The organism is Acetobacter sp. P1H12_c, from assembly GCF_018811975.1.
GTDB classification, from domain to species: domain Bacteria; phylum Pseudomonadota; class Alphaproteobacteria; order Acetobacterales; family Acetobacteraceae; genus Acetobacter; species Acetobacter persici.
Genome location: NZ_JACRVR010000050.1, coordinates 1 through 13,680, shown reverse-complemented (window position 1 = coordinate 13,680; position 13,680 = coordinate 1). Strand labels below are relative to the sequence as shown.

At 57.4% G+C, this 13,680-nt stretch carries 17 protein-coding genes, 1 pseudogene and 1 riboswitch; of the genes and pseudogenes, 7 read left to right on the top strand and 11 right to left on the bottom strand.

Features of this window, described 5'->3' with window-relative positions; genetic code table 11:
* Window positions 1–220 (top strand): transposase (locus KP699_RS15045; protein ID WP_215763198.1); only part of this gene is annotated, 220 nt, incomplete at its 5' end.
* Here the strand turns inward: KP699_RS15045 and KP699_RS16790 are convergent.
* Window positions 208–555, bottom strand: coding sequence for an MFS transporter (locus KP699_RS16790; RefSeq protein WP_374196960.1), 348 nt, complete (start codon window positions 553–555; stop codon window positions 208–210). The two genes, KP699_RS15045 and KP699_RS16790, sit on opposite strands and share 13 nt — an antisense overlap.
* Window positions 556–1,023: 468 nt before the next feature.
* Here KP699_RS16790 and KP699_RS15040 point away from each other — a divergent pair, with 468 nt between their 5' ends.
* Complete coding sequence (locus KP699_RS15040; protein WP_215763197.1) at window positions 1,024–2,361, top strand: PLP-dependent aminotransferase family protein; 1,338 nt, start codon at window positions 1,024–1,026, stop codon at window positions 2,359–2,361.
* 58 nt (window positions 2,362–2,419) lie between these two features.
* Here the strand turns inward: KP699_RS15040 and KP699_RS15035 are convergent, their stop codons facing one another.
* The gene (locus KP699_RS15035) at window positions 2,420–2,890 is read right to left on the bottom strand and encodes a hypothetical protein (RefSeq protein ID WP_025827312.1); all 471 of its coding nucleotides are present in this window, start codon (window positions 2,888–2,890) and stop codon (window positions 2,420–2,422) included.
* Between the two features lie 9 nt (window positions 2,891–2,899).
* A complete protein-coding gene (locus KP699_RS15030; RefSeq protein ID WP_215763196.1) occupies window positions 2,900–3,682 on the bottom strand; it encodes a deaminated glutathione amidase in 783 nt (260 codons plus the stop codon).
* A 436-nt stretch (window positions 3,683–4,118) separates the two neighbouring features.
* Here KP699_RS15030 and KP699_RS15025 point away from each other — a divergent pair, with 436 nt between their 5' ends.
* The gene (locus KP699_RS15025) at window positions 4,119–4,886 is read left to right on the top strand and encodes an SDR family NAD(P)-dependent oxidoreductase (RefSeq protein WP_215763195.1); all 768 of its coding nucleotides are present in this window, start codon (window positions 4,119–4,121) and stop codon (window positions 4,884–4,886) included.
* Between the two features lie 75 nt (window positions 4,887–4,961).
* Here KP699_RS15025 and KP699_RS15020 read toward each other — a convergent pair whose 3' ends face one another.
* Complete coding sequence (locus KP699_RS15020; RefSeq protein WP_215763194.1) at window positions 4,962–5,975, bottom strand: DMT family transporter; 1,014 nt, start codon at window positions 5,973–5,975, stop codon at window positions 4,962–4,964.
* Between the two features lie 197 nt (window positions 5,976–6,172).
* Window positions 6,173–6,238: riboswitch (Fluoride riboswitch) on the top strand.
* 82 nt (window positions 6,239–6,320) lie between these two features.
* Between KP699_RS15020 and crcB the strand changes: the two genes are divergently transcribed.
* From crcB to KP699_RS15005, 3 genes are all read left to right on the top strand, one after another.
* The gene (gene crcB / locus KP699_RS15015) at window positions 6,321–6,773 is read left to right on the top strand and encodes a fluoride efflux transporter CrcB (RefSeq protein ID WP_086655139.1); all 453 of its coding nucleotides are present in this window, start codon (window positions 6,321–6,323) and stop codon (window positions 6,771–6,773) included.
* Window positions 6,774–6,907: 134 nt separating this feature from the next.
* Window positions 6,908–7,600 (top strand): M23 family metallopeptidase, encoded by a 693-nt coding sequence (locus KP699_RS15010; protein WP_215763193.1) that lies wholly within the window; start codon window positions 6,908–6,910, stop codon window positions 7,598–7,600.
* Between the two features lie 222 nt (window positions 7,601–7,822).
* Window positions 7,823–8,029 carry a cold-shock protein gene (locus tag KP699_RS15005; RefSeq protein ID WP_025827303.1) on the top strand — a complete coding sequence of 69 codons (207 nt, stop codon included), beginning with the start codon at window positions 7,823–7,825 and terminating at the stop codon, window positions 8,027–8,029.
* Between the two features lie 106 nt (window positions 8,030–8,135).
* On the opposite strand, the gene KP699_RS15000 is transcribed toward KP699_RS15005, so the two are convergent.
* Both KP699_RS15000 and KP699_RS14995 read right to left on the bottom strand, forming a co-directional pair.
* A complete protein-coding gene (locus tag KP699_RS15000; protein ID WP_215763192.1) occupies window positions 8,136–9,077 on the bottom strand; it encodes a metallophosphoesterase in 942 nt (313 codons plus the stop codon).
* A gap of 131 nt (window positions 9,078–9,208) precedes the next feature.
* Complete coding sequence (locus KP699_RS14995) at window positions 9,209–9,691, bottom strand: Lrp/AsnC family transcriptional regulator (RefSeq protein WP_252347123.1); 483 nt, start codon at window positions 9,689–9,691, stop codon at window positions 9,209–9,211.
* Window positions 9,692–9,784: 93 nt separating this feature from the next.
* On the opposite strand from KP699_RS14995, the gene KP699_RS14990 reads away from it, so the two are divergent.
* Window positions 9,785–10,798, top strand: coding sequence for a DMT family transporter (locus tag KP699_RS14990; RefSeq protein ID WP_215763191.1), 1,014 nt, complete (start codon window positions 9,785–9,787; stop codon window positions 10,796–10,798).
* A 22-nt stretch (window positions 10,799–10,820) separates the two neighbouring features.
* Here KP699_RS14990 and KP699_RS14985 read toward each other — a convergent pair whose 3' ends face one another.
* The 5 genes and pseudogenes from KP699_RS14985 to KP699_RS14965 form a co-directional block, all read right to left on the bottom strand.
* Window positions 10,821–11,207 (bottom strand): VOC family protein, encoded by a 387-nt coding sequence (locus KP699_RS14985; RefSeq protein WP_077931157.1) that lies wholly within the window; start codon window positions 11,205–11,207, stop codon window positions 10,821–10,823.
* Window positions 11,208–11,312: 105 nt separating this feature from the next.
* A pseudogene (locus KP699_RS14980) lies at window positions 11,313–11,699 on the bottom strand (SDR family oxidoreductase); the annotation flags it as partial.
* 89 nt (window positions 11,700–11,788) lie between these two features.
* Entirely contained in the window at window positions 11,789–12,595 is an 807-nt protein-coding gene (locus tag KP699_RS14975; RefSeq protein WP_215763190.1) for a DNA adenine methylase, read from the bottom strand.
* A gap of 49 nt (window positions 12,596–12,644) precedes the next feature.
* Window positions 12,645–13,070, bottom strand: coding sequence for a hypothetical protein (locus KP699_RS14970; RefSeq protein WP_215763189.1), 426 nt, complete (start codon window positions 13,068–13,070; stop codon window positions 12,645–12,647).
* A partial coding sequence (locus KP699_RS14965) for a hypothetical protein (protein WP_215763188.1) occupies window positions 13,067–13,680 on the bottom strand: 614 nt, incomplete at its 5' end. The genes KP699_RS14965 and KP699_RS14970, both read right to left, overlap by 4 nt.

Below are 13,680 nucleotides of genomic sequence, written 5' to 3'. Positions count from 1 at the left end.
TCCCCCCAACATCACTCACCTACCGCTTCCACCACGGTCACCTGAACTGAACCCGGTGGAAAACGTCTGGCAGTTCATGCGTAATACATGGCTCTCAAACAGAATCTTCAAAACCTATGACGATATCGTCGATATCGCCTGCCATGCGTGGAACCAGCTCACCGACCAGCCATGGCGCATTATGTCTCTCGGATTGCGCGACTGGGCTCATGGGTCATAGCAAAAGCAAATTGGTATAAGAAGCAGAAAGTCAGAAAAATTTCTGGCAAACGGGAAAAAGAAGACGCTCAGAGACCATGCAAGGCAGGCGACAAACAGCACAACATGCGGTTTGAATCTGTTAATAAACCACCCGGCCGGGATCTGTGCCAGAGCGTAGATCCAGATCATACTGGACGCGAGGATGGTCGACTGGAGGTATGAGAAATGGAAGATCGTATTTATTTTTGGGGAGACCAGAATAAACGCGTTTCTATCAAGAGACATTAAAAGGTTAATCGGAAGAAGAACCCCCAGAAAAACAAGCCATTTCCTCTGTTTGAACGCGTATTTCATGGGGTATCTCACGGCGAAAATGGCAAAACTCTTCCTGAAGAAGAGATTATTTTTTAAAAATAGTCCTGACAGTTCCATTTGTGTTTACAAAAGGACTTGTGACTTAAAACTGATAATTTCATTGATCTTTCCACGCAAGAAAAATTACGTAATTGAACATTTAAATTAAAATAACACGATATAAATAGTGGAATAAGCTGCGCGTCAAAACGGAAAGCGGGCAGGACTGATGGGGCGTGCTCGTTGTGTGGTGCGGAGAAAGAGAAGACTGTTCCTGTCATGCGGTGAAGTCTGGCAAGGGTGCCGGAGGCGTTTTTACGTCCTCGGCCATCACCGTCTTCCCTCCGTTCCCCGACTTGCAAAGGCGGACGAAACGGGAAGAAGTGCCCTCTGTGGATGGGATGATTGCTTTCCGGCAGTCTGATCGCCATTAATACAGGGGCGGATGCTGGCGGAAGGGAGGGTCATGTGAAAGCTGTGGAGGTGGAGTGGCTCGTTGATCAGCTTCCTAACCGGAGTGGCCGGGCGCTGGCGCAGCAAATTACCACCCTTATTCACTCCGGGGTGCTGCCGGTGGGTGTGCGTTTGCCCGCTATCCGGGATATTGCCTTTGTGCTTGGGGTCAGCCCTGCCACGGTCTCCATTGTCTGGAGTGAGCTGCGCCGCCGCGGTATGATTACCGGGCGGGGGCGGCGGGGCACCTATGTCAGCAGTGCGGCCATTGCCCCGCGCCCGATCCGGCGTGCTGAAAATGTAAAGCTGGGAGGTATCCCGCTGGATCTGTCCGGGTACACGCCGGACCCGGCACTTCTGCCGCTTCTGCACTCCGCGTTTCTGCATGTGCAGGAGACGCCGCATTTGAACATCTATGCGGATGAGCCGATTGAAGCCTCTCTGGAACAGGTGTGCCGGGCAGACTGGCCGTATGAAGCTGAAGCTATGATGGCAACCAACGGGGCCTATGGCGGGCTTTTTGAAGCCATGCAGGCGCTGATCCCGCCCGGCAGCGTCGTGCTGGTTGAAGACCCGGTCCCCATGAGGGTACTGGATATTATTGATTACCTCAAAGCCTCCGCTGTTGCCGTGCCCGGTGATGCGCACGGGCCCATTCCCGCCAGACTGCGCGCCGCACTCACGCGGCAGCCTGTTGCGTTTTTCCTTCAGCCCAACCTGAATGCCATTACCGGACGTGTCTTATCGGCAGAGCGTATGAAGGAGCTTGCGGATGTTCTGAACGCCGCCCCGCCCGTCTGGATTTTTGAAGATGATGCTATGGCGTATTTTACCAGGGCAAAGCCTAAAAGCCTTGGGGTGTGGTGCAATGCGCAGGTGATTCATGTGCGCTCTCTCTCAAAAGCTCTGGGGCCGGATCTGCGTCTGGGTATTTTGTCCGCATCCGACAAAATCATTCGGGAAATACAGGCTTACCGGAGTTTTGGGTCTGGCTGGACGAGCCGGATCATGCAGGCCGCCACCGCGCGTTTGCTGGCGGCCCCCGAAACGACAACGTATCTGGAACGGGCGCGGCGGACGTATCAGGAGCGTCGTCAAAAATTGACGGACAATCTTGCCGGGTATGGTTTTTCTTATGCAACCGGTGAGGGATTTAGTTTCTGGCTACCGGTGCGGGATGAAGAGGGTGCTCTTGCCTCCCTGAATGCGCAAGGTATTCGCGTGACGGCGGGCAGGCAGTGCTCACTGATGCCGCAACCCCATATCCGATTTTCTATTTCTCATCTGAAAGACCGGTATGAGTGGGTCAGTGAACATCTTGCTCAGGCGGGCTTATCAAAGACGATCTGTTAAGGCGAGGGCAATGGAGTTCCGGGGAAATCGTTGGAAAAGAAATGGGGTTTCTGCATGCCTATTCGTCGAAAATATGTGTCGCGGTGCTTTCCTTGATAAAGAGTTCTTCATACGACCGGGAGAGCCCGGCGGGGGATTTGCCAACGCCCCAGCGCCAGAGTGTTTGTGCATCTTCAGAAAAGCGCCAGTAGGCTGCGACAATCACGTCCTCATCCAGCATTTCGAGAATTTCAAACTCCGTTGCAGAGAGCTGGCGCGCGCGGACTTTATTAAAGCGCGCATTGCCGGACGTCAGGCCGGGGGTGCCGTTAAGGTCGGTCTTAAAATCCAGAGTCATAACCGGCTGTGTTGAGAGGGTGCTGTTTTCTGAATGATACCATATGAAATTTTCAGGAAACTTCAGAAAGAGGTCTAACTTCATATGGTCAGGAAACTTGCCGTCACTCCATGAGGATCTGGTGTTTTCAATCCGCCATACGCCATTGAATCGGGTGTTGTCCGGCAGGCTCTGGTCTTGAGAATGCGTCATTTTATCTCTTTATTTCAGCGTCGGGGGGGTAAAGCGGCAGTTATTGAGAACAGGGAGGACGCTGCGTGCATGCTCAATCCGGCTGCGCTCAAGAGTGGCAAAGCCAAGGCCGGGACTTTCCCCAAGGGCGGTGGTGATAACACCCAGCGGGTCCACCACCATGCTCGCGCCGATATTGGAGGGCCCACATTCCCCCACGGCAACCACATAACAGGTGTTTTCCAGCGCACGGGCGACGTTCAGGATCTCCCAGTGCCGTTCCTTGTTCGGGCCGCGCAGCCATGCTGCGGGGATGGCAAGAACGTCTGCGCCGCTGAAGGCAAGATGGCGCGCGACTTCCGGGAAGCGGATGTCGTAGCAGGTCATGAGCCCCACTTTCATGTCCCTGACCCGGATAATGGGGGGCAGGTCCTGTCCGGGGGTGATTTTATCAGACTCACGTTTGTCAAAGGCATCATAAAGATGCAGCTTGTTATAGGCTGTTGTCAGAACGCCATCTTGCAGCACAACCAGCGTGTTAAAGAGCCGTCCGTCCGCATTGGGGACCATGACGCAGCCAGCAACCGTCAGCCCGTGTGTGTGCGGCAGTAATTCTGTGATGAACGGGCCATCAAGCGGCTGGGCAGTTCTTTCTAAAATACCGGGGTCACTGGCATTCCGGGCGAGGATCCCTTCGGGCAGAACAAGAAGGTCCGCATGTTCTGATCTGGCTCTTGTGATCAGGGCCCGGCAGGACTCAAGATTGTCCTGCCACTCTGGTGCGACGGCAAACTGTCCAAGAGCGACTTTCATATTTTCACTTCAGCTATCAAAAAGAGGAAACCAGAAAGGAGTGCATCACATTTTTGTTGAGCCGGATTTTCTCCGTGTTCCTGCTGCTCAGTAAAGGCAGTGACTCCTGCATAAAGGGTCACGCGGAAACAGCGCAATTGCTATTATGTTATTGTTCATTTCTGGCTGTTTTTTAGAGCGATCCGGAGAATATTAAAGAGTGGTTTCCGTTGCGGAAATCTTCCTGTCTGGATGTCTGTCGCAGGCAGCCGGGCCTGCTCTGCGCCCGTTTAAGCGGAATGGGGGCGATCTTGCTGCCCCGCAGGTTCTTCCCGCGTCTTTGCCGGAGGAGTGAAGTCCGGGTAAACGGGGAGAGGACTTTCGTCACGCAACGTGACAGGCCATGCTTTTTCAACGCATGATAGGGCAGAGTTTGCCTGTTATGGAGAAGAGAGCAATGACACAGTCCCTCAAGACCGTTCTGGTGACCGGTGCCACGGCAGGGTTTGGCCACGCCATTGCCCTGCGGCTGGTAAAGGACGGGTATCGCGTAATTGCAACGGGCCGCCGGCAGGCGCGGCTGGACGCGCTGGCGCAGGAGGCCGGGCCTGCGCTGCTGCCGTTTAAGCTGGATGTGACCGATCTTGCCGCCGTGCAGGCGCTTCCCGCGTCTTTGCCGGAAGGCTGGCAGGATGTGGATGTGCTGGTCAACAACGCGGGTCTGGCGCTTGGGCTGGAAAAAGCGTGGGAAACCAGCCCGGCTGACTGGGAACGCATGATTGCCACCAACGTAACCGGGCTTGTGGAAATCACGCGTGCGCTGCTGCCGGGCATGGTGGCGCGGAACAGCGGGCATGTGATCTCGCTTGGCAGCACGGCGGGCACGTATCCGTATCCCGGTGCGAATGTGTATGGCGCGACCAAGGCGTTTGTGGACCAGTTTATGCGTAACCTGCGGAGTGATCTGCTGGGCAAGCAGGTGCGGGCCACAACCATTGCGCCGGGCCTGTGTGGCGGCAGTGAGTTCAGCGCCGTGCGTCTGGGGGATCAGGCCAAGGCGGATGCCGTTTATAACGGCACAAAACCGCTGCTGCCGGAGGATATTGCAGAAACCGTGGCGTGGGTTCTCGCACTTCCCGCGCATGTGAACATCAATCATGTGGAAATGATGCCGACCTGTCAGGCCTCCGCCGGGCTGGCTGTGGACCGCACAATGGCGGGCTAAGACCTGACGTTTCAATGAAAAATGCCGTGCCCTCACAGTGGGGGCACGGCATTTTTATGTCTGGTGTTTTGCGGGTTATCGCGTTGGGGAGATCTTGTCGGCAATAGCCTGCTGATGTTCCCGCAGGGCCTGATCTTTTGCCTGTTTGGCCGCAATTTTCTCAGCGGCTTTGGCTGTTTTTCTGGCCTGCATTCGCTCAAGCCGTTCCTTCAGTGCCATGCGCTCGTACCGGATGCGCTGGCGGATCCAGTTGAGCAGACCAGACAGTGTGACAACCAGAATCCCCACAAAGGTCCAGCCATCCAGCGGCTGATGGAAGACCAGATAGCTGAGCGCGACGCCCCACACCATCTGGCTGTATTGCGGCAGGGCGACGCGGTTGGCGGGGGCGCGGGCGGTTGCCATCATCATCAGCAACTGGCCGAAGGCAGCCAGAAAGCCATAGCCAAACAGATAGACCCATGTGGTCACCCCGTGCGGCCATGAGGCATGTGCCCACATCAGAATCCCGTTGCCAATCAGCGGGCCAGCCAGACTGGAGCCGAACAGAGACAGCCGTGCGCTGTTCTGCCCGGCCAGACGGTAGGCGATGACGCTCCCGGCGTTGGCGACGGCGGCAATCAGCGCGCACAGATGCCCGAAATGCAGCTCCCGCACTCCCGGACGCAGCACAATCAGCACGCCAATAAAGCCGAGGACCACGGCCAGCCACGCCCAGGCCGTTACTTTTTCCTTCAGCAGCACCACGGAAAGAATGGTGACAAACAGCGGCATGAGGAACATCAGCGAAAGCGCTTCGGGCATGGGCAGCAGCATGAAGGCTTCCACGCTGGCGGCGGTCGCCACAAAAGTACACACGGCGCGCAGGGCCCACATGGCGGGTTCCTGCGTGCGGAAGACATCACTGTAGGCTTCCCCCGGCTTACGGATGAACGGCAGCAGAAGAAGGCCGAAAACCCCGCCGGAAAACGCGACTTCAAACGGGTCAAGCTGCCCGCCGAGAAGCTTGGAGAACGCATCACTGATTGCGTAGGAGGCAAATGCCCCCAGAGCCAGCGTAATGCCGGAGAAGAGAGTTTTGGGGTCCATAGACTGCCTAAAAATGTTGTGCTGGCCGGGGGCTGTGGGTGAGGGTTTGAGGGGTGCGGGCCAGCATGGCCCGGCTCCTTTCCCGCACTAAGCAAAAAACGGCACGGGTTGGAAGTACATTCGGTCCGGAGAGGCCGGGGGGAGTGCAGGGTTGCATTTCCCTGCCAGCTTGAGCAGGCGGGGCGAACATTCTATACAGACCGCAAGGGGATGGGGTTCCCCCTTTAACCGCCCTTGCAAGGGCTGATGACTCCTGCCGTAACGATCTGGCGGGAGAGGTGCGACCTGTTCCCGCCGCAGCACGGCGGGCGTTCTGGATGGCCCGCCGGAATGAAGGGGCCTTATATGTCTTTTGCTTCCTGTCTTCTGGTCATGCTCGGCGGTGCGCTGGGCACGCTGGCACGTTATGCCGTGACATTGCTGACAGCCCCGCTCAGCCGGACAATGCCGTGGGGCACCATGGTGGGCATTAATGTGGTGGGGTCTTTCATCATCGGGTTTTTCAGCACGCTCACGCTGGCGGACGGGCGCTATCCGGTGTCTGACAATACCCGCCTGTTTGTCATGATGGGCCTGTGCGGTGGCTACACCACCTTTTCCTCCTTCAGCCTGCAAACGCTGGACCTGCTGCGGAGTGCGGCATGGGGCCGGGCGCTGGCGAATGTGACGCTCTCTGTCCTGCTCTGCATCAGCGCGGTCTCGCTCGGCCACCTGCTGGCCACGCGCCTGAATGGCCAGACCCTGCAGCTTACGCAGGCGGAGGAGCAGAGTGATATGGAAGGCGAGATGGAGGGCTGAGCCTTCGCTGTATGATGGCAGGTGTTATTCTTGCGCGCCGCGCGGGAGCGTGTAATTTATTCCTTTTTAGCAACAAATATCCGGGTTTGACGGGGGCGCGTGCTGGAGTGCTGCCCGAAAGAAGGAGTTGAAGAATGAAGCACGGTCTTTCTGCTGCGGTTGTGCTGGTCGGGCTTATGCTGGGCAGCCATGGGCCCGCTATGGCACAGCCGACGGCCGAAGAGCGCCACCGGATGGACCTGCGTTTGCAGGCTATGGGGCTGCCGCCGGGGCTGGGCAGCCTGGTGGATGATCCGGCTGAAATCCATCAGGTCACACTGGCGCCGCTTTTTGACAAACCTTTTGCCTGCACGGAGCATCCGCTTGGCCAGTTGCATGGTGCGGGCGATGCGCTGGGCACGGATTGTATGGTGGTGGGCGGTTTTGAAGAGAACCGTGGTTTTGCAAAAATGTATCGGGGGGATGGGAGCAAGAACACGGACTGGTACGGCTGGCACACGCCTGTGCATGCACCGTTTGACAGTGTGATCAAATATATTCACCTCAACGCTGAGACAAATACTCCCGGCACGATGGGCAGGCCTCCGGCCAGCATGATGGTGTTTGAACGGGCGGACGGTGTGCGTGTGGTCTATGCGCATCTGATGGACCCGCGTGTTAAAGTGGGAGACCATGTGGCGGCCGGACAGGTTGTGGCGATTGACGGCAATAACGGTGTGGCGCGGAACCCGCATATTCATGTGGGGGCTTATCGGGGGAGTGAGCCGTTGCAGATCCGGTGGGATCTGCGCGCCATGGGGAAAATTCCGGCAATGGCGGAGAACTGAAGCAGGCGCCGCACCGGCGGAGTGAGGTGGGCGCTTTGCCAGTCCGTCCGTGTTGAAGCGGCTTTAGGCTTGCATTCCCCACCGGATTAGCGCATCTGTGCAGGAAGCGGGTGCTTTTATCCGGGTTCTTGACGCATGTTGCGTCTGGTTTATCTCCATAAAAGTTATGATTTCGTGTGTGTTTTGTGCACGACCGCGTTTGTTTGAGAAGGAGCCTTTGTTATGGCAACAGGCACCGTAAAATGGTTCAACCCCACAAAGGGTTATGGTTTCATTCAGCCGGAAGATGGCGGTCAGGATGCGTTCGTTCACATCTCTGAACTTGAGCGCGCTGGCATGCACACTCTGAACGAAGGTCAGAAAGTGTCTTACGAGCTGGAAGCTGGCCGTAACGGCAAGACCTCTGCTGTTGGTCTTAAAGCGCTCTGAGCCTTTAAACCGCAGAGATGCTGTCTGGAAAAGCCGTCCTTCGGGGCGGCTTTTTCTTTTGGGGGCAAGAGGATGGGGGCAGGGTGATGCCCCCCGGTTTAACCGTTCAGGTATTATGCGGGTCTACGCTCTGGAACCCGTAGGTTTCATAGCGTGTTTTCAAAACGCCATTTTCAACATCCACCACCATAAAGCCCTCTGGCGTGCCATAGCGTGTGCCGTGCCACCAGTTGCCAGACACAGCGCCGCCCGTAATGTAGGGCACGCCATGCCAGTCCACCCGTTCCAGAATATGGGTGTGGCCTTGCAGCACTCCAATGACGTTGCAGGTGTCAAACAGCGGCAGGACCTCATGCGCGTTGACAACGCTGATGCCGTGATGCTTCTGCGGTTTTTCCGGCGGGGCGTCATAATCCTCCACGGCTGTAACCAGCGGAATGTGGGTGACGACAATAATGGGCGTCCCGGCGGGCTGGGCGGCGAGATCCTTTTTCAGCCAGACAAGCTGCTGCGCATCAATCCGGCCTTCATACATGCGGTCTGCTGTAATGCCGATGGAATCCAGCACAACAAAATGCACGCCTTTATGGTCAAAAGAGTAATAAAGCTGACCGAACTGGTCCTCGAAGTATTTTTTACCGTAAAACGGGTCCGTCGGCTGGGCACCGCTTTTGGTATACACGCCAAAACAGTCATCGTTGCCGATGGTGTGGTGCACCTGCATGGTGAGGTCATTCGCCGTGCGCTTGTATAAATCCATCAGCATGGTGGCGCGGCCTGCATTGACGCCCAGCGCATCAAACACATGATCCCCGCCCTGAATGGCAAAATCCGCCGGAATGGTCCGCGCTTTCAGAAACGCGGTGTGGCAGCCCGCATTGGCGTTCAGTTCCGGCTGGAGATGTGTGTCGGTAATGAACAGGAACGTGAAGGGCTCATGCCGGAGCAGCGGGGGGCGGCTGGGGATGGCGGCGAGTGAGCGCGTGAGGGGGGCAAATGTCAGGCCCGCAGTCAGGGAGAGAAACGTGCGGCGGTTAAACTGGACCATGAGCGGCGATTTCCGTTTGCGTGGAAAGGGTGAACAGGCACCCTCCACTGTGCGCAAAACGGCGTGTGCTGCCAGAGCTGTCACAAATGTTTAATATGCAGGCGGCTGTGCGGCGCGTGGGGGGCGCAGGTTCAGGGAATGACGATATCCATGCCGCATTTAACCCGGTCCAGCGCAATCAGGCTGCGGAAACGGGCGACGGCCTCGTTTCTGGAAAACAGCTCACGGGTAATCTCTTCATAAGTCGTCATGTCTTTTGCGACGATAATCACCACAAAGCTGATCCCGCCCGTCACATAATAACATTGCTGGACGGAGGGCGAGGCCTGAAACAGCGCCTTGGCGGCATCAACCGTGGCAATCCGCTCATCCACCAGATGCACCTCGACAATGGCCGTAATGCTCATCTGCACGGCGCGCACATTTACCTCGGCGCAGTTCCGCGTGATGATTCCCGCTTTTTCCATGCTGGCAATCCGCCGTTGCACGGCGGCGGCCGAGAGATTGACCCGGCTGGCAATCTGCCGTTGCGGCATTTTATTGTCACGCTGGAGCAGCCGCAGGATGGCTTTATCAAAGGAATCCAGAGCGCGCGGAGGAGGATTTGGGGCCATAGGTGAGTTTTTGTTGCATTTGGGGCCGTAATCAAGAGCGCAAAGATCATCTGGGTGATGATATGTCCCGGATGTTCAGGGAGACGGAGCATCATGACCCACACCGGTGATCATTCAGCGGCCCACACGGGAGCCCAGACAGGGCGCGGCGTGCTGTGCGGCGCGGGTGCCGGTGCGCTGTGGGGGCTGGTGTTTCTGGCGCCGGAACTGGTGCGGGATTTTAACCCGCTGATGCTGGCTGCCGGGCGCTACCTTGCCTACGGGGGTATTGCCGGGGTGCTGATCCTGCCGCGCTGGCGGCGGCTTTCCGGCCTGCTGAGCGGGCGGGACTGGCGGGCGGTGTTCCTGCTCTCTCTTGCGGGCAATACGCTGTATTATGTTCTGCTGTCTCAGGCCGTGCAGAGCGGCGGGATTGCCCTGACATCCCTGATTATCGGGTTTCTGCCGGTGACTGTTACAGTTATTGGCAGCCGGGATCAGGGGGCTGTGCCTCTGAAAACTCTCGCGCTCTCTCTGGGGTTATGCGTGGCCGGGGTGGTGTGTATTGGCTGGCAGGGGCTTTTGGGGCCGCAGGCGTCCGGCCGTACGGTGCAGGGCATGTTGTGTGCGGTTGGGGCGCTGGTGTCCTGGACAGCCTATGCCGTGGGCAATAGCCGGTGCCTGAGCCGCCTGCGGCATGTATCCGTGCATGACTGGAATTTGCTGGCAGGCGTCGTGACGGGCGCGCAGGCTGTTGTGCTGATGCCGTTTGCCCTGCTGGCGCAGGCGGGGCCTCATTCCGCAGAGGCCTGGGGGCGGTTTGCCGGTGTGTCCATCGGGGTAGCGATTTTGGCGTCCATGTGTGGCAACGCCTTGTGGAACCGCATGAGCCGCCTGCTGCCCCTGACCATGACCGGGCAGATGATCCTGTTTGAAACGCTGTTTGCGCTGCTGTACGGATTTTTGTGGGAGCATAGGTGGCCCCACCCGCTGGAACTGGCGGCGTTCGGGCTGGTGGCAGGGAGTGTTCTGTCCTGCGTGGCCGTCCACCGGAAGCATGCCCCGGCGCCACAGGTCTCTGGTCCGGACACTCCCTGCCAGACAGAAATTGCCGGGCAGGGAGTTTGAATAACCTTTTTACTCAAAAAGGTTATTCAGACGGCATGCGGTAGAGGGCGCAGAGTTTGTTGCCGTCCGGGTCCCGCAGATAGGCCAGATAGAGGTCTCCCGTGGGGCTGTGCCGCACGCCGGGCGGGTTTTCAATAGCTTCCCCGCCATTGGCGACGCCTGCTTTGTGCCATGCGTCGGCTTCTTCCGGGCTGGCGACGGCAAAGCCAATGGTGCTGCCGTTGCCAGCAGTTGCGGGCTCACCGTTCAGCGGTTTTGTGATCACCAGACGGCCGCCGCCATGCGTGTAGGTCAGGCGGCCTTTGGCGTTCGGTTCCGCCGGGGCGCAGCCCATAGCGCCCAGAACGGCATCATAAAACTGTTTGGAGCGGGCAATATCGTTACTGCCAAGCATGATGTGGCTGAACATGAAGCGTGTTTCTCCTCACCCGGTATGGGGTGCCGCAGAGTAGCGCGATACCGGGTGGCGTCAAATCCATCCCCACGCAGAGCCTGTGTGCAGAAAACCGCGGGCTTATGGCAGCCCCATGCCGCCGTTTGCGCCGAGAATCTGGCCTGTCATGTAGCTACTGTCAGCCGAGGCCAGAAGCACGTAGGAGGGAGCCAGTTCCACCGGCTGGCCGGGGCGCTTCATGGGAACGCTCTCCCCAAATTTTTCGACATTTTCCATGGTCTGCCCACCACTGACCTGAAGCGCCGTCCAGAACGGGCCGGGGGCGATGCCGTTGACGCGGATACCTTTTTTGACAAGCTGTTTGGCCAGCCCTTTTGTAAAATTGGCAATCCCTGCCTTGGTGATGGAATAGTCGAGAATATTGACGGACGGCTCATACGCATTGGTGGACGATGTGAAAATAATCGTGGAGCCGGGCTGCATGTGCGGATGTAGCGGGCCGCATAATTTGGAACTCTTAGCCAGATAATCTGGAACCCAAAATACTCCCTACGACCCACCACTAAAACGGCTTTCAGAGGCTCCTAAAAGGTCTCTTAATTGGTGATTATCAGCTCACCAAACGGGCGCTGCTTTCGCCCTCCACCCACTGTGTAAGGCACTGACACTGCCTCCAGATTGAACCCACCGAACAGCTCACGCACTTCTGGCCGGTCATTGATTGACAGCACGAACCGACCCTCCAGCCGTTCCAGTGCTGCCAGCAGGACGTGGAAATCCTCCCTATTAAATGGAGCACCGTAGTCGTCTTCAGACCCCCAATAGGGCGGGTCCAGGTAGAATAAAGTGTCTGGCCGATCATAGCGCCGCAAAACCTCATTAAACGGCAGGCACTCAATCGTCACGCGGCTCAGTCGCCTGTGAACATCCTGCAACGCCTCACTCAGCGCATGAATGTCAAAACGCGCTCCTCGCATTGACACCCCGAAGTTCTGTCCTTGGACTTTCCCGCCAAACGCTGTCCTCTGAAGATAAAGGAACCGAACGGCCCGCTCCAGGTCTGTCAGACTATCCGGCTGTGCCAACCGTAGACGCTCAAACTCATCGCGGGACGTGATCTGCCAGCGCAACATATCCATCAGAGGAACGTGGTGACGCTGGAGGACTCGAAACAGCCCGGAGACGTCCCGTGAGAGGTCATTGATCACCTCACACGGTGTGACCCATGGGCGGCGAAAGAAAACTCCACCCATTCCAACAAACGGCTCAACATAAGCCTTGTGTGGGATCTCGCTTTGTATCTCCACGAGTCTGGCCGCAAGCCGCCTCTTGCCACCTATATAAGGTGCTACAGGCCGGACAGGTCGGGTGGGTGTTAAATCAGGGTTAAGTCTGGACTCCATAGAAAAGTACCGTCAGTAAGCCCACGCCCCTGCAGGGGTGGCGGGGCGGTTATCCSTGCGTGTTATCACCACGCGGCTCGGCTGTATCAGCAGCCGTAGCCCCCGCCGCAGGATCATCACCCTGAGCGGGGAATGGGTATGGAGGCAGCGGGCGGAACTGCCGCAGAGGCCTGCCAGCAGCTGCATCCAGATCATGCACGATCAGACGGCCCGCAATGGCCTCCGCATAGACATCCTGGACTGCGCCCGCGAGCACCCACTCTCTATATCGCAGAGCATTGAGAACAACAGCCTGATCCTGCTCTCGCTTAATCAGTAGCGCTGCCAGATCCAGCGCCTGCTTGCCTGCGTCCAGACGGTCACGTCGGCGCAGGGCTGCGGACGTAGCAACCCGTCCATACCAGCCAGCTACAATGCCCGCCGCAGCTTGCATCTGGCCGCCATGCACATGCCACAAGTCGAGCAGATTAATCATGAATTTGTCAGTTTCGCTCCGACAACCAGAGGGAACCAACCCACGTTCAGCTCTGAATAGACCACAGGGACGCCGAGATCGGAGCACATTACAGTATCACCGTCTTTTGGGGCGCTCATAGCGAGGATGGCAGTTTTTGAAACAGGCGGGAGTTTGAAAAGCTGATCAACACTAACCCGCTGCGATCCCTCCATTCCGATGGTGAGCATCGGTTTGTTTGCGTTGACATCTACAAGCTGCAGCTCGTTGGCTGATGTCCAGTTGCCCAGCAAAGAATTTTGCCCGATACCATATAGGTAAAGCCACGAATTTGTGCCGGTGGAACCCCAATTACCGGACATATCCCCACCCGGCAAAACATTGATAGCTACAGCAGCATTAAACCGCAGGCTGTATGCGTCAAATTTTGAAGCCGTGGCGAACAGAGACTGACCGACCACATGGAGGCTCGTCTTGGGATCAGGGCGGTTGATTCCAACGCGACCGGCTATTCGATCAAAGCTGAGGTAAGGGAGCTTGTAAATTATGCCGTCATACGCGTCTTGAAACCGATAGTAGTCCCAATTGCCACACGACTGCGACACCATGTTATCAGTCTGAATCAGTCTGA